Below are 21531 nucleotides of genomic sequence, written 5' to 3' on the forward strand. Positions count from 1 at the left end.
TAGAAATCATAAGAATCAGGGGCATTTTTAATCTAATTTTGTGATAGGTTTTATAGTTATAATGCATAATGTATATAATTTATTGCAATTTATTAAAAATCTATTGTATAATCCTTTTATCAGAAAATTCAATAAATAAGGAGTGGTACGATGGGAAAGTTGTTAAATTCAAAGTTTGAGACGTATTTAATGGATCAAGAATTCGATTTGCGTGAAGAGGAAGAGAAAAATGAGGAGCAAATGGTGAAGATTCAATATGAAGAGTATCCAGAAGGGTTTTTTACAAGTTTATAATAAAAATTTGATGGGCTATGTTGAAAGTATACTAACTTTTAGCATAGCCCATTGTATTTTATACCTCTATTGATAAATGGCTTTTTCAGTGCATATGAATGTAATATATGATTCAAATAAGTGAATTAGGTCTGAAGACATATGTACTTTTCTGAAAAAGATTCATGTATAATGGGAAACAAAAATGCGTATAGAGGTGTAGTTATGTCGAAAGCTTTAACAGTAGAAGAAACGATTTATCAATGGTTTGATCATTTTCATCAATATCCCGAAGTAAGTTGGAAAGAGTTTGAGACTACTAAAAAAATTGCTTCCATACTGGATGAATTGCATGTTAGTTATCGTTTATTAGGTGATATACCAGGATTAATAGCTGAAATTGGGACTGGTAATGAAATTGTTGCAGTACGTGCTGATATTGATGCTTTATGGCAGGAAGTTGATGGGAAATGGCAAGCAAATCATTCGTGTGGACATGATGCGAATATCTCAATGGTTCTTGGTGCATTATTACTACTGAAAGATCGCACCTTACAGCATCGTGTTCGTTTCATTTTCCAACCTGCTGAAGAACTAGGAAATGGCGCGTGCGCAACGTTTGATAGAGGCGCAGTTGATGGAGTATCACATTTATTTGGTGTTCATTTAAGACCAATAGAAGAATTACCACTTGGCAAAGTTTCGCCTGCGATTCATCATGGTGCTGCTTATTTTTTAGAGGGATCTATTCAGGGTATAGATGCACATGGTGCTAGACCACATCAAGGTAAAAATGCTATAGATGTTATTATGGCCGTGCAACAAATGCTACACAGCATTCATTTATCACCATTTGAACCTCATTCTGCTAAATTAACAAAAATTATTGCAGATGGGGGTAGTACGAATATTATTCCTGGTAATGCTAGTTTCTCAATGGATGTTCGCGCACAACACAATCAACAACTTGAATTGCTGCGCAGTAAAATTGAATCTGGCTTGAAATCAATTCAGCAACAATTTGAAATAGATATGAGTTGGAAGTGGATAGATTTCACACCAGGTGCTGAAGTTTCCCCAACTGCTGCGAACATGGCGAAGAATGCCATCATTGAAGCTTTGGGGGAAGAGCATTTAGCAGATGAAATAACAACACCGGGCAGTGATGATTTCCATTTTTATACAGTTAAAAAGCCGGAATTAAAAGCGGCAATGATTGGAATTGGTGCAAATTTAACACCAGGATTACACCACCCTAAAATGACATTTGATCGTAGTGCCTTAATTGATGCTGCGGAAGTACTTGCATGTGTATTAGAAAAAAAACCTGAATAAAAAAATTATAAAAAGCTATATGAAAAAATGTAACTATTTTTTCGTATAGCTTTTTTGCATGAACATTTTTAATAATGCATGGATATTCAAGGGTTTGCATTGTTTTTTATTGCTACTTGAAAGCGTTTTATTACGCTAAAATAAAGGGATTTGCTAGGGAAGCATAAATTTTTTGCGTTGACTTTTAATTTTTTGAATATTAAGCTAAAAAACGTAAAAATTTATTTGCGTCTTGAAAAAACCGAAAAGGGATTTGGTGCAAAAAAAGGGGATGGAAAAATGAAAAAGGATATTAATGCGGGCTGGGCACTACTAACTTTTGCAATTATGATTATTACTATGTTAATTACAGTAGTTGTTTTAGAGCAAAGTCCTCACGTACCTCTTCTTGTTGGCACAACTGTAGCAGCAATTGTTGCCAAAATGCATGGATATAAATGGGCAGAAATTGAAGAGATGATGTATAAAGGGATTCGTCTGGCATTACCTGCCATTGTTATTATTATTTTAGTAGGTTTGACAATTGGAGCATGGATTGGCGGCGGTGTCGTAGCAACGATGATTTTCTACGGTCTAAAGTTAATTTCTCCAGCGTGGTTCCTAGTGACAATCATGCTGTTATGTTCAATTGTGTCATTAGCTATTGGTAGTTCATGGTCTACAATGGCGACTATTGGTGTCGCAGGGATGGGTATTGGTTTAAGTATGGGTATTCCAGCGGCTATGATTGCTGGTGCTGTTATTTCGGGTTCATACTTTGGAGATAAGATGTCACCCCTATCAGATACAACGAATCTAGCGGCAGGATTAACAGGTACTAATTTATTTGATCATATAAAGCATATGCTTTATACAACAATTCCAGCGTTGATTATTTCACTTGTTGTTTTTGGATTTTTGGGTAGAAAATTTGCAGAAGTTTCAATGCAATCTGAAGAAATTTTAACAACTTTAAAAGTGATGGAAGAAAGCTTTGTTATTTCTCCTTTACTATTACTAGTTCCAGTCGGAGTTATTGTATTAGTAGCTAAGAAAGTGCCAGCAATTCCAGCTTTAATTATAGGGATTGTTTCAGGTTTCTTACTACAAATTTTTGTACAAGGTGGTTCAGCAGCTAGTGCAGTACATGCATTACAGGCTGGCTTTGAAATCTCTACAGGTAATCAAATGGTAGACGAGCTATTTAACCGCGGTGGTTTAGATTCTATGATGAATACGGTTTCAATGACGATTGTAGCGATGACATTTGGTGGTATTTTAGAGTATTCAGGAATGTTAAAGGCATTAATGAATGTAATTGTGAAGTTTGCCAAATCTACAGGAAGTCTTATTGCTTCAACGATTGCAGCTTGTGTAACGACTAACGCAACATGTTCTGAGCAATATATCTCAATTGTTGTTCCTTCACGTATGTTTGCAGGTGTCTATCAACAACGTGGTTTACATTCTAAAAATCTATCTCGTGCATTAGAGGATGGAGGAACCCTAACATCTGTTTTCTTCCCTTGGAATACTTGTGGTGTGTTTATTTTAGCAACTTTAGGTGTAAGTGCAATGGAATATGCACCATATGCAATTCTTAACTTTGCTGTACCAATTATTTCTATTATTTATGGATATATTGGATTTGCTATTGTTAAATTAACGCCAGAAGAAATAGCAGAAGCTGAGAAGCGTAAAAAGGCGATAGAAGCAGAAAATGCGGATAATATGGTAATGGCTGACTAAAATAAAAAATTCTCGTAGATCCACGTGTATCTACGAGAATTCTTTTATAGAGCAGTTTAGTAAGTTGCAAAATTCAATTGGTAAATTTTGCGAGGACGTCCTTGCTGATGGGTCATTTCTTCACCAACAATATTTACATAACCATTATCAACTAATTTTTTAATAATACGCTCTGTAGTACGTCGTGTTACTTGGAGGTATTCAGAAAGATTTTGAGATGTAAATTGAGCTGACTGTCGTTCGTTACTGAAATTGATTATTTTAGAGATATTCAATGGACTTAAACTTGTAAGCTTAGCCATTTGTAAAACATAAGGATCATCGGTTTTTAAAGAAATTTTACCTTCTGTATTCGGGAAAGGCCCTAATAAGTTTTTATGTTCATCAAGAATATAAATCTCAAAAGGTTTAGTAAATGTTAAGGCATGCTGAGCATTTTGTGTGGCCTCCAAAATGGAATAGCCATAGCCAAATGCTAGTTTAAATGGTTGTGCAACTTGCTGTATGAGCTGTTCTAAGTTTTCCTTTTCTAGAGCATTTTGAAGATGTCCAGCAGTTGTATATAGCTCAAAGGAGTTCGTTGAAATTTGCTTAAAAGTTGAAAAGGTAGCTTTCGCAATTTGATTTAAAACAGTTGATTCAATGGAAGTATTTTTAGGGATTTCTAAGAGACCCACTACAGCCTTGAAAGCTTCTGATTTCGTTAATAGTGATTTTGATTTTGTTTCTTCAAGGCATTGAATAATTGACTTAGTAGCATCTAACATTCGCATTGAGGGTATTTGAAGTGCTTGTAGTTCATCAAATACACTATGAATACTTGTAATGACAAAATCAATACTTTTAGAATTCCACAGGGCGATATGGCGTTTTAAAATATTCTCAGTTGGTTCAGTAATCGAAATATGCTGAACATGTGGCTTTTGACCACGAAATTCTATTTCTGCTAAAACATTATCAACGAATGCAGGATTCATTACATCAATGGATATCCTGTCGATAGCTACAGCATGTTTGGCTACTAATGATAACAATGTTGTAGAAATGGTTGTTTCATCTTGCTTAATATAATTCCAAGGGATTGGAATATCTGAAAGTAATGATTGAGTGTGTAAATAGGGTAATGTTCCTCCGAATAATATTGCATCACATGGTTTTATTTGCTTCATCAAAGTAGGCGCTTCAGAGGGGTGGCTGTAAAGATAAAATTCTAATTGAATACCGGCTATGTTTTGTGCGATACTAATAATACGCTTCATAAATGCTTTTGAACATATAATCGCTATTTTGGTAGACATGGGCATCGATCCTTTTCTATTTTTTTAAACATTTAGCGACGTATTAGCGACAACTTAAACGACAGAGGAGACTGATTACGATGAAAATTAAACAAGTAGAAATTTTTGCTATACATTTACCGCTAATTGATCCATTCATCATTAGTTATGCTACATATGATACAATGCCTTCCATTATTTTAAAAGTAACTACCGATACAGGTGTGGTAGGGTATGGTGAAGCTGTTCCTGATGAACATGTAACAGGTGAATCATGGGAAAGTACATATGCTGTGCTAAAACATCAGCTTGTCCCAGCTATTATTGGGGAAAGTCCAATGGCCTTTGAAAAACTACATGATAAAATGAATAAAGTTGTGAAAGATGTACCAGCAGCAAAAGCAGCGATCGATATTGCTTGCTTCGATATTGCTGGGAAAGCCTTAGGGGTGCCTGTATACCAACTCTTAGGTGGACGTTATCATGAAAAATTCCCAATCACACATGTACTAAGTATTGGAACACCTGAAGCAATGGCAGAAGAGGCAGCTAACCGAGTAGAAATGGGCTATCGTTCTTTTAAAATGAAGGTAGGTACAGAGGTACTTCGTGATGTAGCTCGTATAAAAGCGGTACGTGAGCGAGTAGGCGAAGACATTGCTATTCGAGTGGATGTAAATCAAGGTTGGGGTAATGCAGCCACTACATTACAAGGTTTACGAGCTATGAAAGATTTAAATATTGATTGGTTAGAGCAACCTGTCGATAGCGAAGATATTGATGGAATGGTAGAAATTAAATCAAAGTCTGATGTGACATTAATGATTGATGAAGGACTACGAGGCGTACGTGAAATGCGTGATATTATAGCCAAGCGTGCAGCAGATAAAGTAAATATTAAATTAATGAAGTGTGGTGGCATTTATCCTGCTATGAAGCTTGCTGTGATGGCGGAAATGGCAGGAATTGAATGTCAAGTTGGTTCCATGGTAGAGTCGTCAGTTGGTTCTGCTGCAGGTTTCCATGTAGCATTTTCTAAGAAAATTATGACGAGTGTAGAACTAACGGGTCCATTAAAATTCTCAAAGGATGTTGGGAACTTACATTATGATGTACCATTTATTTGCCTAAATGAAAAACCAGGATTAGGTGTAGATGTAGATGAAGCTGTAATCCAGGAATTATGTAAGTTTTCAACGGTTGTCACAGCCTAAGGAGGCGTAATATGGAAATTATTTATGATGGTAAGCTTGGTGAGACACCGTTTTTTGTTATAAAATTAACGCTCCAGCATTTACAACAAATTGAAGAGCTACAAGTTGAGGTTTATGAGGCTTTAGCAGACCAAAGTATCCTACAACCCTTAAGCACAGAGGAATTTGAGTATATTTTAAATGGTCATGGAATGATGATAGGTGCGTATGTAGGGGAAGAATTGATCGCATTTCGTGCACTGTTAAAACCGCCTATTGATGAAGAACACCTTGGCTATGATTGTGGAATTGCAGAAAACGAATTTCAACGTGTTTTATATCAGGAAATATCGAATGTTTCACCAAAATATCGAGGTTACGGATTACAGAAAACATTAGCTACAGTAGTGATGGAAAATATCGATTTAGAAAAATATGATTATGTTTGCTCCACTGTAAAGCCATATAATATTCCGAGCTTAAAGGATAAATTCTCGCAAGACCTCGTTATTAAAGGGTTGAAAATTAAATATGTAGATAAGCTTCGTTATATTTTTTATAAAGACCTACAACAAGAGAAGTCCTCGAACTTTACAGAAAAACAAGTGATATCGATGGGAGATACGACTGCGCAACAGCAACTTTTAAAACAAGGTTTCCTTGGCACGTCTATGTTTGAAGAAAACAACGATTGGTTTGTAGTATACGAAAAATAAAGCACCAAGCCTTACCTTTCACATTTGTGGAGGGTAAGGCTTTTTTAAAAGGCTCTTTTATTTTTTTATGGGGCAAAAACCACAAGCCATTAAACCTGGGATATCTTTAGAAAAACAGCATGATTTTCTTACAGGTACATTGACTAAAGTAGTAGGGCTAAGACCACCTGTATATTGTGCCCACCAAGATTTATTGGAGAAGCGTGCCCATGTTTTCGGGTCCTCTAAAGCCTCAATATCCTCCATGGCTTGATCGGCTAAGCCAGGATTAGATAATAATATATGATAATGCCATAGCAAATAACCAAAGAAATTTTCCCAAATGGTAAGAGGGGAAATGGAGGTTACTTTACGAAGCTGTTGGACAATGACATGGCCATCGTAAAGAATTTTTTCAATAACAGCTTGGCGTTCATCTTCTTCAACGTAGCGCCAATCATTTGGATTAGCAAACATGGCAACAGTAAAGCTATTAAATTCCTTTGCAGCATCAAAACGCAATTCAAGTGGCTTACCATCCCATACTTCGTCATAAGCGGCAAGCATATAAAATTGCATAGCAAAAAACATCCCATAGCGGCGTGCAAAGTGAGAAATAGCTGCTGTTTCTGTTGCTGCATCTGTTATACCCATCATAAGGTTTAAAAAATCAGGATGGTAAAAGTCTTTATGTATATCAGCTAAAGTAAATAAAGTCCGCTTAGGTTCAGTTGTATAAATACTGTACGAGTTTAATTGTTGAACTTGATCCATGGTTAAAGCTGGCATAGTTATCCTCTTTTCCTTTGAACATCTGTTAACTTCATTATAAAGTAATCATTTTTGCTTCACAAATGGAATATCATGTAGTAAAATACATTAAACATATAAGAAAGGTGGGTTTTAGGGTGTTGCAACTTCATACAATTCCAAGACCACTTGTTAGACTGAACCAGTGGACGATTCTTCTGAGTGTCATTTTATCATGGGTATCAGGAATTACCTGGATATTAGTAATTCCACTAGCTGCAAATTTACTAGGTATTTTATGCAACTATAACCCGATACTTCGTGTAGGGAAGCTCTTTTTAACAAAGGCCCCATCTACATATATACCAGAGGATGCTCAGCAGCAAAAATTTAATTCCAGTATTGCTAGCCTTTGTTTAGCAGCTGGTTTATTCGGTTATCTGTTACATTGGCAGGTTGTTGGTCATATCTTTACTGGCCTGGTTGCAATTGCATCATCCATCGCAATAGCAGGATTTTGTATAGGCTGTTTTTTACATTTTCAGTTGAAGCAATGGCAGTACCGACGCTCACTAAAAAAATCTTTTTAAAAAAGTAAAAAAATGATTAGATTATGATTGACATTTTAATTGATAATGATTATCATTATCGTATAAAGATTATTCCTCGTCTACAATACAGTGTAGAGAGGATGAACTTTAGCTACTTTTCTCCAGAAGTTTGCTAGTTCATGATTACGCTCCTAAAACCCCCCTCATTTTTTGGGAACGTGAAAATCTCAGACGACTTATTCTAAATTTAGAATAGAGTCGTCTTTTTTTGTCAAAAAACAGCCCATATAATGGACTGCTAGGAAGTTGAGTTTTGTTGCAAAGCATTCTTTTTCCCGATAATCATTGTATAGTAACTATGTAATAGCATACCGACAATGATGACTCCGAGACCTGCAAGTGCAATAGGGCTAGGGAAGGCAATTCCTAATAGTAATACCTCACCAATAATAACAAAAAGAATTTCTGTTGACTGAGTTGCTTCCACAGCGGCTAGCTTGCCTTGATGGTCTCTTACGCGATCCGTTGCTATGAAAAATAAAACTGTTGCTATAACGCCTGAGCTAATTCCAACAAGCAATGATTGGAACATTTGACTTGCTGAGGGAAGTCCTATTGTAAGAATGGCATAAATAGCCATGATAATCCATGCTGGCATTGAAGCAATGGTCATTCCTAACACCCGTTGAAAAGTATCGATTCGTCCCCCGCAAACTTCCATCATTTTACGATTGCCAAGAGGGTAAGCAAAAGCTGCTACGATGACAGGTAAAATACCAAGCATTAAACTTCTAAACGATACTGATTGTGCATGAGGTATTTGTATAAGCAAAATACCTACTAAAATGACACATGAAATAAGCAAGGATACGAAAGGTATTTTTTGTCGCACTGTTTTACCAGCAATGATCGAAACAAAAAGAGGAGCTAATAATACACCAGCAACGATTGTAAACTGCCATGTACCTGAAACCAACCAACCTGGACCAAAGGCAGCAGCAAATGTTAATGGCGCATAAAATAAAACAAATCCAACAAAGCTCCAAAGTAGCCATGCTATAGGCTGTGCTTTTATTTCACCAGAAAGCTGTGAAAAGCCCTTACGATAAAAGACAATGATAAGCAAGAAAGGGAGCATAAAAAAATATCGTAATGATGCACTCCATAGCCAACTACCACCTTGCATTTCCATTGCATGATTTAAAATAAATGTCACGGCAAAGAAAAGGGAAGCTAAAATACCTAATGCAATTTCTTTCATAAACATCACCTCAATTTGAGCTTATAACCTCAAACCCTTTATGTAATTTGAAAATTCAGTAATTATAGCTGAAAAAATTACGAAGAGAGGACAAACCTCTCTTCGTAGCTATGAAAATTTTTCATGATTCTTTAGGTAAATGCGTTAGAAATAAGCTCACTCAAAATTAAAACTATTATTTTGCTTGCTGTTCAAAAAGCTGAACGATTTCTATGATAACTTGAGTTGCTTTTTCCATTGTTTCAGCGGAAACATATTCGAATTTACCATGCATGTTTTCGCCACCAGCGAAAATATTTGGTGTTGGAAGGCCCATATAGGATAATTGTGAGCCATCTGTACCACCACGAATTGGCAGGGTATTCGGTGTAATATCTAATTTTTCCATTGCAGTACGTGCAATGTCAACAATTTCTTTTACAGGCTCAATTTTTTCACCCATATTGAAGTATTGATCTTCAATGGTAATGCTCAGTGCATGCTCACCAAATTGTGCTTGAATTTTAGCTGCAGCATCACGCATTAATTGTTTTTTCTCCTCAAACTTTTGGCGATCATGGTCACGCACGATATAAGAAAGCTCAGTATGCTCAAGAGCCCCTTTAAAGCTCATTAAATGAATGAAACCTTCATAACCTTCTGTCTTTTCAGGAACTGCGTCAGCAGGCATTTCATTTTGGAAGGCGATGGCCATTGTAATAGCATTCACCATTTTATTTTTTGCTGAACCAGGATGGACGCTAGTGCCTTTTGTAATTACTTTTACGCCAGCGGCATTGAAGCTCTCGAATTGTAGTTCGCCAAGTGGTCCACCATCCATAGTATAGGCATAGTCTGCACCGAAAGCAGCGACATCAAATTTATGTGGCCCACGACCAATTTCTTCATCTGGCGTGAAGGCTACACGGATTTTACCATGCTTAATAGTAGGATTTTTAATGAGGTACTCCATTGCTGTCATAATTTCAGCAATCCCTGCCTTATCGTCAGCGCCTAATAATGTAGTACCATCTGTTGTGATAAGTGTTTGGCCAACATAGTTTTTAAGCTCTGGGAAGTCAGTCGGAGACATAACTAAGTTTTCGTTTAACTGAATATCTCCACCATCATAATTATCTACACGCTGTGGCTTCACATTTGTGCCTGTATAGTCAGTAGCTGTATCAACATGGGCTAAAAAGCCGATAGTTGGTACTTCTTTATCTGTATTAGCTTCTAATGAGGCAAATAAATAGCCATTTTCATCTAATGTAATGTCTGTCAAACCAATTTCGGCAAGTTCGTCTTTTAAAACATGTAATAGGTCAAATTGTTTTTGTGTAGAAGGAGTTGTTTCGCTTGTGAAGTCTGATTGTGTATCAATTTTTGCATAGCGTATTAATCGCTCAATTACTTGTTCTTTCATAAGTATGGCCTCCTAATGTATATATGTTAAAATTCTTTGTGCATTCACAAAGCCGATTCCAGACGCAATTATGCCTTGGCATAATTTATATTATTGTAACACTTTACTTCGGATTTCGGAATATTGAAGGATACTTAAAGCAATAAGTAGTTGGGCGCTATAATAAGTCAACATGATAATTTCATGAGAAAATGCTAGTGGCATGACAAATTTGTTAATAGCTAAATAAGAGTCAGATGCAATAAACAATAATGCACCACTTGTTGCCAGCGTAGAGCCAGTTTTTATAGCTGTCCAGCCCATTGTGAGTATCACAGAAATATAGGCGATTACTGCAATACCAAGAATGGTTTCGCCTGTTTTAAAGACGGATCCCGCAATCCATATAGCCATACTTGCTCCATAGAATAATAAAAGTATTTTTGCCCAAGTTGGTACTTGCCGTTCATTTGCAGTAGAGAAAGCGAAAATATAAAAGATATGCCCGATAAGAAAGCTAGTTAGACCGATTAAAAACCACTGCAATGTATAGTCTCCAATCATGCAGAATACAAGTCCAGCAATAATCAAAAGTTGGTACTTTTTAATATGTAACGGCTTCTGAATCGCAGCTAAAATAATGATGAGCAACATAGGAATCACTTTAAAGATGAGTTTTAAACTTTCAGCAATATGGGAAAAGAGAAAAATATAATAAAGACCCAATAAAATAATGACACCTATTAATAATTTTTTTAACAAATTTTTCAGCTCCTTTCCTTTTGAAATTCAATATTTATGGTAGAATTCCTTTCTGTACAACGTATGTATGAAACTTTTTTAGTATGTAACCGTAAAGTAAGTAGTGAGAAAGAAGAAGAGAGGATGAACCAAATGACTAAGCTACTAATAGCTTCAGCAGTCATTGCAATGATCGCAAGTGTGTTAGTGACACCGCTTATTACGAAGAAGAGAGAAGATGGACAATCGAAAAAAGTAATTGGATACTTTTTTATTGGAGTCTTTGTACTAGGGTTTTTAGCCACAGGGATTACGTTATATGTAACAAAAATTGATGTAAATTGGCTTGTTTTTTGGCCAGCTATTATTTTATTAACGTTAGCGGGTGCTCTGCTAGCAAGTGGTATCGAACGGAAAATAAAAGGTGTTTTATTTTTAGCAAGTTTAGGTGTAGCTGTGTATGTTTTATCAGCACCTTTATGGAATGCTAATGAAAAATTTAAATCATCTGAAATGAAGGAAGAAGTTGAAATAAAACCATTCGATGAGACACAAACACCTGCAAGTGTACCCCCGAAATTTGCTCGCAATAAAATGAAAAAGGCTTTCGGACAAGTGCCAAATACGAGCTACTATGAATTAGGGCGCTTACAAATTCAAAAAGTGAAGGGCGAATATGTTTATATCGCACCAGTTGAATTTTCTGGATTCTTTAAATGGATGAACGGTGGTACAACACCTGGTTACTTCATAATGAGTGCTACAGATTCTGCGGATAATCCTAAATTTATTAAAGAGGAAATGAAATATGTACCTTCCGCATATTTAAATGCTAATTTAGAACGTCATATTCGTTTGCAACATCCATTCCTTATTTTTTATGGTGACGTACAGTTGGAAGTAGATGATGAAGGAAAGCCATACTATATTCGCTCATATGGGGAATTTATTTCTGCGCGTAATGGCTTTGATGTAAAAGGAATTGTCTTGGTTGATGCGCTGACGGGGAAATCAGAGGTCATTAAACTGGATCAAATACCTGAATTCATTGATGGTGCTGTATCACCAGAGACAGTAAGTTTACAAAACAGTTATTTCGGTAATTATGTACATGGTTTTTGGAATAGTATGTTTGGTAAAAAGGATGTAAAGATTCCTTCTGATGAAGGAACAGAGTCGAATGTGAGCCCAATTTTCGATGAGAAGGGTGATATGTATTACTTTACGGATTTTACAAGCCCTAAAGAAGGTGTGGATTCAATGTTAGGCTATTCACTAACAAACGCACGAACAGGGAATGCAACATACTATACAGGGAATCAAGACTCAAGTTATATGGATTCACAAGGTAATTTACAAATAATAGAGAAGAAATTTATTGAGAAAAAGTGGAATGGCGAAATGCCAGTGTTATATAACTTTTATGGGGAAGCGAGCTGGCTGACAGCGGTGCTAGATTCCAATGGTTTCTTACAAAATTATTTTATTGTTTCTGCAGCCAATCCTGAAATTTCCGTTTACGCTACTACTCCTAAGGAGGCATTGAAACTATATAAAACAGCCTTAAGTCGAGGAGGAAATACTGTAGATGGTAGCTCAAGTGCTGAGGAAAAACAAATAAGTGGTAAGGTATTACGTGTATATAAAGAACGTCTAGGCGATTTTACAACTGTATCTTTCTTATTAAACAATGGTGAAAATTATTTAGTGAGTGCCGAAACAGAACCTTTAGCAATTTATTTACAAGAGGGTGATGAGGTAATACTCACTTATGGCGATACAGGAGAGCAGTTCCTACCAGTTCGCTCACTTATAATTAGAGGACTACAATAAAAAGAACAAAAGACGATCTTGTTATTACGAAGATCGTCTTTTTTATGTAGCTTGCTCTTGAACATAGGTAAGCATCTTTTCTCTATGGTTCATAAATAGTCTTTTAGCATGATCATTTAGTGTAAAGATTTCTTGTATATACCCCTGTAACAATTTATCTTCATATTCACAAGCATCGCCGTATGTGTTTTCTAAAATATAGGATAATAAAAGAGCATGCAAGACAACTACTTCTAAATTCTGTGTATTCGAGACGAATTTTAAATTGAGAATTGTAGTATGAGAAACGAACTGATTGACATAATCAATGGGTTTTTTATATACACTCAAATCAATATGTGGCTCGAGTCTTTTTCTTAATTGGGTGCATTCATTATTTAAGTCTTCAATTTTTAAGAATAAACCTCTTACACTTCTCTTATGTTGTTGTTCCAAGGTGCGAGCAAGATGTTTATTGATATTGGACATTGTTTGTATAACTCCTTTCTTTAATAGGTATCATTTATTAATATGAATGGAATAGCTGGAAAAGGAAAGAGTCTTTTCGTTTAATTTATGGTTAGATTTATAGAAGGAATTGTGGCAATATCCCTAGATTGAATATATATCGGTAATAGTTTTATGTAAAAAATGGAATTATTATCATACGATAGTAACTCCATTTTCGTTCGTTTATTTCCAATTAAACCCTTTTGTTGCTAAAAACTCTTTGATATGCGGACGTCGTTGTTCGATTAAAAAATCAGCCATCTGCTTTGTCCAGTTATCAATTTTTCTGTTTGACGAACGGCTGTTATAGTATATTTCCATTTTCTCGTTGTAGGCAGGTAAAAGCTCTTCATATTTTTCAACATTGTATTCATTTTCATGTAATACAGCAGATACAGGTAAACGAGGTTTTACCTCATTGCGACGCGCAGGAACGCCAATTGTTAGCCCGAATAATGGGAAAACGTGATCAGGCAGATTAAATAATTCACTGATTTCAGAAGGTTTATTGCGTACACCTCCAATATAGCAAATGCCATAACCCATTGATTCTGCCGCAATAACAAAATTCTGTGCAAACAATGATACATCTGCTACCCCAACAAGGACATTTTCAGCAGAATCAGCTACAATATCCACTCCTTCTAGTTTCCCAGCCATTTGAAGTCGCTTGAAATCTACGCAAAAAACAAATGCCCCACCTGAAGTTTCATATTGACGTGGATTACCAGAGAGTAAGCCTAATTTTTCCTTTTTATCTGCATCTGTTACCCATATTACACTATAGGCTTGCACAAAATGTGATGTTGCAGCCATTTGTGCTGTTCCAATTAAATCTTCAATGATTTCTTTTGAAATCGGTTCTCCATCATAGATGCGTACCGAGGAATGGCTACGTAATAGTTCTTTAACCATTAAAAACTCTCTCCTTTGTGTCTGTTCTATACCTTGAGCATAGCACGCTTTTCTAGCAAAATCGAATAATGAGGAACAAAAAGTTATTTATAAATAATTTATAAATGTCGAAATTATCTCGTAAAGTAAAATATTTCATTTGATATAGATTAAATATTCTAAATAGTATAAAATTGTAGAAGCGACTGTTTATTTGGTTGTGCTACCAAAAATTACATGATCTTTATTCACAAATGTTTAGACAGCATTAGCTATTAGGTGATGAAATCCTCCTGGAATAAAGATACATTCTCTGACGGATGTCACAGATTTACTGGAACCAAATATGCAAGTTGAACAAAAATAAAGTGGAATGGAGGAATAGGGAATGGAAGAAAAGTTAGCGAAAAAGCTTCGTCATGAACAATTACGAAGCAAGGTTGTAACAGCAGAAGAAGCAGCTTCTTGGATTAAGGATGGCATGGTATTAGGGATGAGCGGATTCACACGTGCTGGCGATGTAAAGGTTGTACCTCTTGCACTTGTAGAGAAAGCGAAAAAAGAGGATTTTCAAGTAGATGTCTTTACAGGTGCATCACTTGGACCTGAGGTAGACCAATATTTAGCAGAAGCAGGGGTCATTCGTAAGCGAGGTCCTTTCCAAGCAGATGCTTGCATTCGTAATAAAATCAATAGCGGTGGTATCACATTTGTCGATGCCCATCTTTCCCATAATGCTGAGCTTGTTCGTCAAGGTATTATTGGACCAATTGATTTTGCGATCATTGAAGCTGCTGCTATTACAGAAGAAGGCTTATTAATTCCTACAACTTCAGTTGGTAACTCTCCCATTTTTGTGCAAGAAGCAGACCAAGTCATCATTGAATTAAACGTAGCACAGCTTGATGCATTAGAAGGTATACATGATATTTACGTACCTGCACAACAAGGAAAACGTGATCCAATTCCTTTACAGAATGTTTCAGATCGTCTTGGTATAATTGGAATTCCACTAGATTTAGATAAAGTAAAAGGCATCGTCATTTCGGATATATTAGATGCGCCATCAACGATTGTCCCAGCGGATGAAGAGACAGATGTTATGGCTAATCACTTATTAAATTTCCTACGTGAAGAGATTAAAGTAGGTCGCTTAACAACAAGTTTACGACCAATTCAATCTGGGGTAGGCTCAGTAGCAAATGCTGTATTGCTAGGCTTTAAAGATTCTGAGTTTGAGAACTTAGAAGTTTATTCAGAAGTTCTCCAGGATGCAGTATTTGAATTAATTGATGCAGGGAAAGTAAAATTTGCATCTGCAACTTCTATTACCCTTTCTGAGCAAGTAGGAAACCGTGTTTATGGGAATTTTGAAAAATATGCTGATAAATTAGTGCTGCGCCCTCAAGAGATTTCAAATCAGCCTGAAATTATTCGTCGACTCGGATTAATTTCAGTGAATACAGCATTGGAATTAGATATTTATGGCAATGTTAATTCCACACACGTTTCTGGTACAAAGATGATGAATGGTATCGGAGGGTCTGGTGACTTTGCTCGAAATGCACGTTTAGGAATTTTTGTGACAAAGTCTTATGCTAAGGGTGGAGATATTTCGAGTATTGTTCCAATGGTCTCGCATGTGGATCATACAGAGCATGATGTTGATGTCATTGTAACTGAACAGGGCGTAGCAGATTTACGAGGACTTGCCCCAAAAGAACGAGTGGGACTTATCATTGATAATTGTGCACATCCTGATTATAGGGAGCAGCTGTGGCAGTACTTTAATGATGCCAATGAGGCAACGGGTGGACATCATACACCACATGATCTAGAAAAAGCACTATCATGGCACGTTAATTATGCGAAAAACGGTACGATGAAGGACCCTGCTTTTACAAAACAATAGTATTATCTGAAAAGCCTTGAAGGACAGTTTAGTCTGTTTCTTCAAGGCTTTTACGTTTTAATTTAATGAAAGTCTTATAATAATCCAATCCATTTCCAATAAGTTGCAGAGAACAAAAGTACGAGAAGGAAACCGATAATGGTTAATGGAATCCCAGATTTCAAGAAATCCTTTGTTGTAAAGGAACCTGTACCATAGGCAAGCATGTTTTGTGGTGCACTAATTGGTAATAGGAAGCCAAAGCTTATGACGAATTGTTGCACAATAACAAAACCAACTTGATCAACATTAGCCGTTAATGTGGAGGCTAAAACGATAAACACAGGTATAAGTGCTGAGGCTAAGCTAGTTGCGCTTGCAAAGCCTAAATGAATCAAAATGTTAAATAAAGTTACGAGTGCGATGGTTGCTAGTAAAGGCATAGTATTTAGCCCGAGTGAACCAAAAACTTTATCTGATAACCATGCAGCACCTTGCGTATTTAGTAAAATGGTTCCTAACATAATGCCTACCGCAAAGACGATAATTGTTCCCCATGGAATATGAGGCTCAACTTCCTTCCACGAATACACACCGATTTTAGGCATTAATAGAATAGCGATAGCAATAATTGTGACTGTTGTCGTATCAAATGGATGTAGCTTTCCTTCAGTTGCCCAGAAAAATAGTAAAACTACGGATGTAATGATTAAACGAATTTCAGGAGCCTTTAATGGGCCAAGCTCTGCAAGCTGTTTTTTGATGACCTCTTTACCACCTTCGATATTGCTAGTCTCAGGTTTAATTAAAGCAATCATAATGAAAAATAAAAAGATAGACATAATAATTGAGAAGGGGGCGGCATAAAGTAGCCAAGCACCCCATGAAATATCCACATTAAATTGCTCTTGGATAAAGTTTAAAGCCACCATATTTTGAGCTGCTGCAGTCTTAATACCGATATTCCAAATGGAAACTGCTTGTACCGAAGTAATAACTAATAAGGCAGCAAGCCGACTATCACGTGGTAAACCAAAAGCTGCCACCATTCCAAGCAATATCGGTACTACTGCGCCAGCACGTGCTGTAGCAGAAGGTACAAAAAATGCGAGGACGATAGAGACTAAAATAGCGCCAAATACGATAGCTTTTGTTTTCGTTCCTACCAATGAAAGAATCCAAAGAGCAAGTCGTTTATGTAGATTAGTAATTTGCATTGCTGCCGCTAGAAAAAGAGCTGCTGCTACTAAAGCAACGGCAGAATTACTAAAGCCGCTTAAAGATAATTTTAATGCGCTAGCTGTTCCTAGCTCTGTAGTTGGATCCTCCATTGACGGAGCGAGTCCTAGTAAAACAGTTACTAGCGCAATGATCATGGCCGAGCTCACAGGATATGAAACGGCCTCTGTAACCCAAAGGATGACTGCAAAAGCTAAAATGGCTAAAGCTCGTTGCCCAGCTATAGGTAAATCACCATTATTAGGTAAAAAGGTAATAATGATTAGTAACGCGAATGCCAAGCCAATCCACAGTGGCTTTAAATTAAATTTTGTAGCTGCTTGCTTTGGGGAAGACATATTTTCTCATCCTTTCTACGATAAAAATGACGATCATTATCCATAACATCGGCCTGTATAATGTTTTATTAAGATAAGAATATGTCGATTTTATTGTAGAAAAAAATCTATGTGAAAATTGTGTTTTTTACAGCAATATGAGTAGATAAAGAGAAAATACATGGTCACAAATAATACAAAAATATCCAAAAAATATTATTTCTTTTTCTTAAAGGCAAAAGTTACTTTAGGCTCTGTGCCAATGACTAATCGTTTAATATTTTCAAGGTGCAGGATAATGGCTATGCCAAAAAGAAGAAGAGCTATAATGGTTGGGCCAATGCCAGGAATCCATAAATAAGTTGCTGTACAAAACACGAGATAAAATTCTAGAACACCAACAATTAAATAATTTGTTGCAAAGGATAAAATAACAAATAAAATAAGTGCAAATAAACCAATCTTCCAATCAACAGCAAGTAAAATACCAATGATGGAGGCAGTTCCTTTCCCCCCGTTGAAGCCCATGTAGAATGGGAAATTATGACCTAAAATAACCCCAGCAGCCATTATATAAGTAAGCAGCCAAATTTGTTCTTCTGTTAAATGAATGGCGTCAGCTAGATAAAAATGCGCACCTATAATAGCCACAACACCTTTGCCTATATCGATGAGGGCAACTAAAACGCCATATTTCCAACCAAGGGAAAGAGTAGCATTAGAGGCACCAGCATTACCGTGCCCAGCCTTTTTTAAATCAACCCCCGATAAAAATTGAGCCACTTTAGAGCCGTGAATACAGCCTATTAAATAGCCAATCATAAGAAAAATGATCACGGCCTTTACCATAAAAATACTCCTCTCAAAATTTTTTCTAAAATAGTGTATGCGTTCATATTACGTATAAGAGCAGACAGAAGTTTCGGAAAAAATAAAATTTACATGTTGACAGAAAAAAACTCTATGTTTATACTGTGTAACAACGATGGAAATTGAATCTCATACTCTTATCAAGAGCGGCGGAGGGATAGGCCCTATGATGCCCGGCAACCAGTAAGCAATGAGCTTACTAAGGTGCTAATTCCTACAGATTCTTACTTGGATCTGGCAGATAAGGGGAGGAAAACTTGCAACCGCAACCCTCTTCTTAGCTGAAGAGGGTTTTTGTTTTCTACAGAAAAATCCTCCTCATCTCCGGTACCATCGTAAAAAAATAACCATTTGGAGGTACACAATGACAAATTTTAAACCAGAAACATTGCTGTTGCATGGTGGTCAAGAGCCAGACCCAGTGACGGGTTCTCGCACAGTTCCAGTCTATCGCTCAACTGCTTTCGTATTTAAAGACACTGCTCATGCGCAACGTCTTTTTGCCTTAGAGGAAGCAGGGAACATTTACACAAGAATTACTAATCCAACAGTTGATGTGTTTGAAAAACGTGTGGCTTTATTGGAAGGTGGAACAGCAGCAGTAGCACTTTCATCTGGTGCAGCAGCTATCGCATTTTCCATTTTAAATCTAGCTGGAGCTGGTGATGAGATAGTAGCAGCTAGTTCTTTATATGGTGGTACGTATAATTTATTTGCTAACACATTACCAAACTACGGTATTAAAACAATTTTTGTAGATGAAACAAATCCAGAGAATTTCAATGCGGCGATTACTGATAAAACAAAAGCTGTCTTTGCAGAGGTTTATGGTAATCCAAGCTTAAAGGTTTTAGATATTGAAGCAGTAGCTAAAATTGCACATGATAATGGTCTACCATTAATTATTGACAGCACGTTTGCTTCTCCTTACGGTTCTACACCTATTGAATACGGTGCAGATGTTGTGGTTCATTCAGCAACTAAATGGATAGGAGGTCATGGTACAACTTTAGGGGGCGTTGTTGTAGACGCTGGTAAGTTTGATTGGACTAACGGTCGATTCCCTGGTTTTACTGAACCAGATGCCTCTTACCATGGGTTACGTTATGGAATTGATACTGCTTCTGCTGCCTTTGCTACAAAGCTACGTGTACAATTATTACGTGATTTTGGTCCAACACTAAGTGCTGATGCTGCCTTTAATTTATTGCAAGGGTTAGAAACGCTTCATCTGCGTATCCCTAAACACAATGAAAATGCGTTGGCAGTGGCTGAGTATTTACAAAACCACCCATCTGTGGAGTATGTAAATTATAACGGCCTAGAAGATTTTCCGACACATGGGTTAGCAAAAAAATATTTAAGAAATGGCTTCGGTTCAGTGCTTACATTTGGCATCAAGGGTGGACGAGAAGCTGGGAGAAAGCTTATTGATAGCGTGAGATTATTTTCACATGTAGCAAATGTAGGTGATGCAAAGTCATTAATTATTCATCCAGCTTCCACTACACATCAGCAACTATCAGCAGAAGAATTAGTTCAAGCTGGTGTAACCGAGTCGCTCATTCGCTTATCCATCGGTTTAGAGGCAGTAGAGGATATTATTGCTGATTTAGATCAAGCCATTACACAGGCAACAACAACTGAACAAACAGTAGAAGCTTAAAGTTTAAAGCAAATGGTAGAATGTTGTGGCGTTTACGTATTTTCTCATTCGATTAGCCTCATTTGGTAATGCGTTAAACGTTGCTACATCAACCTATTATTGCACCCGTTAATTATCAGAACCTTATAAAAAAATACCAAGTAATTTTATATGTATTGTTGATTTTATTAAATCCATGGTATATACTAGGAAATAAGTTAACAGTACGAAAATTCTTTAGAAAAAAGGTTAATGTTTTCATAAGTGCTCCCCCACTTTTGAATATATAGAAGGGTAGTTGCCTAGCCAGTGACTACTCTTCCCAAAAACTGATGATAAAGGAGTGTTTAAAATGGGTAACATCTATAGTGCGCAAAACATTGTATCCTATCTAATATATGAGCTAAATGAAGGGCATGTATTTGTCAACAATAAATCCATTCAACACCTTCTTACATCAGTTGAAAGAAAATGGCAGGAAGTATTTGGTCATACAGCATTTCAAGAACGTGTTTTTACTGAAGAAGACTTTGCTGTTAAGGAAGTATTTGAGGCATATGAACAGTATGGTGTGAGCCATATCTCACTTCCTGCGACAGAGTTTTACTTGAAGTATGGTACATTTCAATTAGTGGAACGTACATATGCAATACCAAATTTTACAGAAGAAGAGATTAGTCTTGTTCAACAAGCTTTAGCACAATATCGTTATCAATTGCTTTCAAAAGCAAGTTAAAACCCCCTCATATTTTTAAGCTCATTCTCTGCTGCTACAGGGAATGAGTTTTTTCTTTAAAGGGATTGTTATGAGTGTCTGAGCATACATATATATAATAGAAGAAAGACATTCATATATTGAAATGTAAATAGTCAATATTTGTTCAAATCTTATAGATTGATTAATAAAACGTATAATAAAGGGAATGAAACCGATTTCTTTTGCACATCTAGAGAAAACAAATGTCCTTCCTAGAAAGATTTTTCTTGTGCAAAGTGTGTATTTGCGATACAATTTTCTTTAAGTTAAATTTTGAATTATTTGAATTTGTATGTGTCCTAACACATATAAAAATAGCGAAACTCATACAAAGAGAGTTGTTGGCTAAAGACTGCGGTGGGTGTCTAATTGTCATGACACAACCCCATGGAGAATTAGCTTTAATGA

19 protein-coding genes and 1 riboswitch are annotated in these 21531 nt (G+C 36.4%); of the genes, 10 read left to right on the plus strand and 9 right to left on the minus strand.

What is annotated here, in order from left to right:
- The first annotated feature begins 150 nt into the window (after positions 1-150).
- The 3 genes from HCH28_RS00220 (at position 151) to nhaC (ending at position 3336) form a co-directional block, all read left to right on the plus strand.
- Positions 151-294 carry a hypothetical protein gene (locus tag HCH28_RS00220; RefSeq protein ID WP_221679049.1) on the plus strand — a complete coding sequence of 48 codons (144 nt, stop codon included), beginning with the start codon at positions 151-153 and terminating at the stop codon, positions 292-294.
- Positions 295-498: 204 nt separating this feature from the next.
- On the plus strand, positions 499-1608 hold the full coding sequence (locus tag HCH28_RS00225; RefSeq protein ID WP_221679051.1) for an amidohydrolase: 1110 nt from the start codon (positions 499-501) through the stop codon (positions 1606-1608).
- A gap of 279 nt (positions 1609-1887) precedes the next feature.
- Positions 1888-3336 (plus strand): Na+/H+ antiporter NhaC, encoded by a 1449-nt coding sequence (gene nhaC, locus HCH28_RS00230; protein ID WP_112118021.1) that lies wholly within the window; start codon positions 1888-1890, stop codon positions 3334-3336.
- Between the two features lie 56 nt (positions 3337-3392).
- Here nhaC and HCH28_RS00235 read toward each other — a convergent pair whose 3' ends face one another.
- Positions 3393-4634, minus strand: coding sequence for a PadR family transcriptional regulator (locus tag HCH28_RS00235; protein WP_221679052.1), 1242 nt, complete (start codon positions 4632-4634; stop codon positions 3393-3395).
- Positions 4635-4714: 80 nt separating this feature from the next.
- Between HCH28_RS00235 and HCH28_RS00240 the strand changes: the two genes are divergently transcribed.
- Positions 4715-5827 (plus strand): mandelate racemase/muconate lactonizing enzyme family protein, encoded by a 1113-nt coding sequence (locus HCH28_RS00240; RefSeq protein ID WP_221679053.1) that lies wholly within the window; start codon positions 4715-4717, stop codon positions 5825-5827.
- 11 nt (positions 5828-5838) lie between these two features.
- Positions 5839-6522: a GNAT family N-acetyltransferase gene (locus HCH28_RS00245; RefSeq protein ID WP_221679054.1), complete on the plus strand. Its 684-nt coding sequence runs from the start codon at positions 5839-5841 to the stop codon at positions 6520-6522.
- A 57-nt stretch (positions 6523-6579) separates the two neighbouring features.
- On the opposite strand, the gene HCH28_RS00250 is transcribed toward HCH28_RS00245, so the two are convergent.
- Positions 6580-7290, minus strand: a complete 711-nt coding sequence (locus tag HCH28_RS00250) for a Fe-S oxidoreductase (RefSeq protein WP_221679055.1) — start codon at positions 7288-7290, stop codon at positions 6580-6582.
- Positions 7291-7409: 119 nt separating this feature from the next.
- Here HCH28_RS00250 and HCH28_RS00255 point away from each other — a divergent pair, with 119 nt between their 5' ends.
- Positions 7410-7841, plus strand: a complete 432-nt coding sequence (locus HCH28_RS00255; RefSeq protein ID WP_221679056.1) for a DUF4395 domain-containing protein — start codon at positions 7410-7412, stop codon at positions 7839-7841.
- A 259-nt stretch (positions 7842-8100) separates the two neighbouring features.
- On the opposite strand, the gene HCH28_RS00260 is transcribed toward HCH28_RS00255, so the two are convergent.
- The 3 genes from HCH28_RS00260 to HCH28_RS00270 form a co-directional block, all read right to left on the minus strand.
- A complete protein-coding gene (locus HCH28_RS00260; RefSeq protein WP_221679057.1) occupies positions 8101-9063 on the minus strand; it encodes a DMT family transporter in 963 nt (320 codons plus the stop codon).
- Positions 9064-9238: 175 nt separating this feature from the next.
- Positions 9239-10468: a peptidase T gene (gene pepT / locus HCH28_RS00265; RefSeq protein WP_221679058.1), complete on the minus strand. Its 1230-nt coding sequence runs from the start codon at positions 10466-10468 to the stop codon at positions 9239-9241.
- A gap of 90 nt (positions 10469-10558) precedes the next feature.
- Positions 10559-11209 carry a lysoplasmalogenase gene (locus tag HCH28_RS00270; RefSeq protein WP_004229764.1) on the minus strand — a complete coding sequence of 217 codons (651 nt, stop codon included), beginning with the start codon at positions 11207-11209 and terminating at the stop codon, positions 10559-10561.
- Between the two features lie 132 nt (positions 11210-11341).
- Here HCH28_RS00270 and HCH28_RS00275 point away from each other — a divergent pair, with 132 nt between their 5' ends.
- Positions 11342-13021: a hypothetical protein gene (locus HCH28_RS00275; protein ID WP_221679059.1), complete on the plus strand. Its 1680-nt coding sequence runs from the start codon at positions 11342-11344 to the stop codon at positions 13019-13021.
- A gap of 42 nt (positions 13022-13063) precedes the next feature.
- On the opposite strand, the gene HCH28_RS00280 is transcribed toward HCH28_RS00275, so the two are convergent.
- Both HCH28_RS00280 and chrR read right to left on the minus strand, forming a co-directional pair.
- A complete protein-coding gene (locus HCH28_RS00280; RefSeq protein ID WP_221679061.1) occupies positions 13064-13489 on the minus strand; it encodes a hypothetical protein in 426 nt (141 codons plus the stop codon).
- A gap of 204 nt (positions 13490-13693) precedes the next feature.
- Positions 13694-14425, minus strand: a complete 732-nt coding sequence (gene chrR, locus HCH28_RS00285; protein ID WP_221679062.1) for a class II chromate reductase ChrR — start codon at positions 14423-14425, stop codon at positions 13694-13696.
- Between the two features lie 367 nt (positions 14426-14792).
- Here chrR and HCH28_RS00290 point away from each other — a divergent pair, with 367 nt between their 5' ends.
- Positions 14793-16316: a succinyl-CoA:acetate CoA-transferase ScpC gene (locus HCH28_RS00290; RefSeq protein ID WP_221679064.1), complete on the plus strand. Its 1524-nt coding sequence runs from the start codon at positions 14793-14795 to the stop codon at positions 16314-16316.
- A gap of 74 nt (positions 16317-16390) precedes the next feature.
- On the opposite strand, the gene HCH28_RS00295 is transcribed toward HCH28_RS00290, so the two are convergent.
- Together HCH28_RS00295 and HCH28_RS00300 are read right to left on the minus strand one after the other, a co-directional pair.
- A complete protein-coding gene (locus tag HCH28_RS00295) occupies positions 16391-17872 on the minus strand; it encodes an SLC13 family permease (protein ID WP_221679066.1) in 1482 nt (493 codons plus the stop codon).
- 195 nt (positions 17873-18067) lie between these two features.
- Positions 18068-18700, minus strand: a complete 633-nt coding sequence (locus HCH28_RS00300; protein WP_221679068.1) for a glycerol-3-phosphate acyltransferase — start codon at positions 18698-18700, stop codon at positions 18068-18070.
- A 155-nt stretch (positions 18701-18855) separates the two neighbouring features.
- A riboswitch (SAM riboswitch) is annotated at positions 18856-18969 on the plus strand.
- A gap of 116 nt (positions 18970-19085) precedes the next feature.
- Here HCH28_RS00300 and HCH28_RS00305 point away from each other — a divergent pair.
- Together HCH28_RS00305 and HCH28_RS00310 are read left to right on the plus strand one after the other, a co-directional pair.
- Positions 19086-20387 (plus strand): O-acetylhomoserine aminocarboxypropyltransferase/cysteine synthase family protein, encoded by a 1302-nt coding sequence (locus HCH28_RS00305; protein WP_221679070.1) that lies wholly within the window; start codon positions 19086-19088, stop codon positions 20385-20387.
- Between the two features lie 331 nt (positions 20388-20718).
- Complete coding sequence (locus HCH28_RS00310; protein ID WP_221679071.1) at positions 20719-21102, plus strand: hypothetical protein; 384 nt, start codon at positions 20719-20721, stop codon at positions 21100-21102.
- Positions 21103-21531: the final 429 nt, after the last annotated feature.

The organism is Lysinibacillus sp. K60 (assembly GCF_019731275.1).
In the GTDB taxonomy this organism is placed as follows: Bacteria; Bacillota; Bacilli; order Bacillales_A; family Planococcaceae; genus Lysinibacillus; species Lysinibacillus capsici.

What these genes read in the sequence shown, in the direction of transcription:
- HCH28_RS00275 (WP_221679059.1), top strand. Translation starts at nt 11,342, where the DNA reads ATGACTAAGCTACTAATAGCTTCAGCAGTCATTGCAATGATCGCAAGT.
- HCH28_RS00250 (WP_221679055.1), bottom strand. Translation starts at nt 7,290, where the DNA reads ATGCCAGCTTTAACCATGGATCAAGTTCAACAATTAAACTCGTACAGT.
- HCH28_RS00310 (WP_221679071.1), top strand. Translation starts at nt 20,719, where the DNA reads ATGGGTAACATCTATAGTGCGCAAAACATTGTATCCTATCTAATATAT.
- HCH28_RS00300 (WP_221679068.1), bottom strand. Translation starts at nt 18,700, where the DNA reads ATGGTAAAGGCCGTGATCATTTTTCTTATGATTGGCTATTTAATAGGC.
- HCH28_RS00290 (WP_221679064.1), top strand. Translation starts at nt 14,793, where the DNA reads ATGGAAGAAAAGTTAGCGAAAAAGCTTCGTCATGAACAATTACGAAGC.
- HCH28_RS00220 (WP_221679049.1), top strand. Translation starts at nt 151, where the DNA reads ATGGGAAAGTTGTTAAATTCAAAGTTTGAGACGTATTTAATGGATCAA.
- HCH28_RS00260 (WP_221679057.1), bottom strand. Translation starts at nt 9,063, where the DNA reads ATGAAAGAAATTGCATTAGGTATTTTAGCTTCCCTTTTCTTTGCCGTG.
- HCH28_RS00225 (WP_221679051.1), top strand. Translation starts at nt 499, where the DNA reads ATGTCGAAAGCTTTAACAGTAGAAGAAACGATTTATCAATGGTTTGAT.
- pepT (WP_221679058.1), bottom strand. Translation starts at nt 10,468, where the DNA reads ATGAAAGAACAAGTAATTGAGCGATTAATACGCTATGCAAAAATTGAT.
- HCH28_RS00235 (WP_221679052.1), bottom strand. Translation starts at nt 4,634, where the DNA reads ATGTCTACCAAAATAGCGATTATATGTTCAAAAGCATTTATGAAGCGT.
- HCH28_RS00245 (WP_221679054.1), top strand. Translation starts at nt 5,839, where the DNA reads ATGGAAATTATTTATGATGGTAAGCTTGGTGAGACACCGTTTTTTGTT.
- HCH28_RS00280 (WP_221679061.1), bottom strand. Translation starts at nt 13,489, where the DNA reads ATGTCCAATATCAATAAACATCTTGCTCGCACCTTGGAACAACAACAT.
- HCH28_RS00240 (WP_221679053.1), top strand. Translation starts at nt 4,715, where the DNA reads ATGAAAATTAAACAAGTAGAAATTTTTGCTATACATTTACCGCTAATT.
- HCH28_RS00295 (WP_221679066.1), bottom strand. Translation starts at nt 17,872, where the DNA reads ATGTCTTCCCCAAAGCAAGCAGCTACAAAATTTAATTTAAAGCCACTG.
- HCH28_RS00305 (WP_221679070.1), top strand. Translation starts at nt 19,086, where the DNA reads ATGACAAATTTTAAACCAGAAACATTGCTGTTGCATGGTGGTCAAGAG.
- nhaC (WP_112118021.1), top strand. Translation starts at nt 1,888, where the DNA reads ATGAAAAAGGATATTAATGCGGGCTGGGCACTACTAACTTTTGCAATT.
- chrR (WP_221679062.1), bottom strand. Translation starts at nt 14,425, where the DNA reads ATGGTTAAAGAACTATTACGTAGCCATTCCTCGGTACGCATCTATGAT.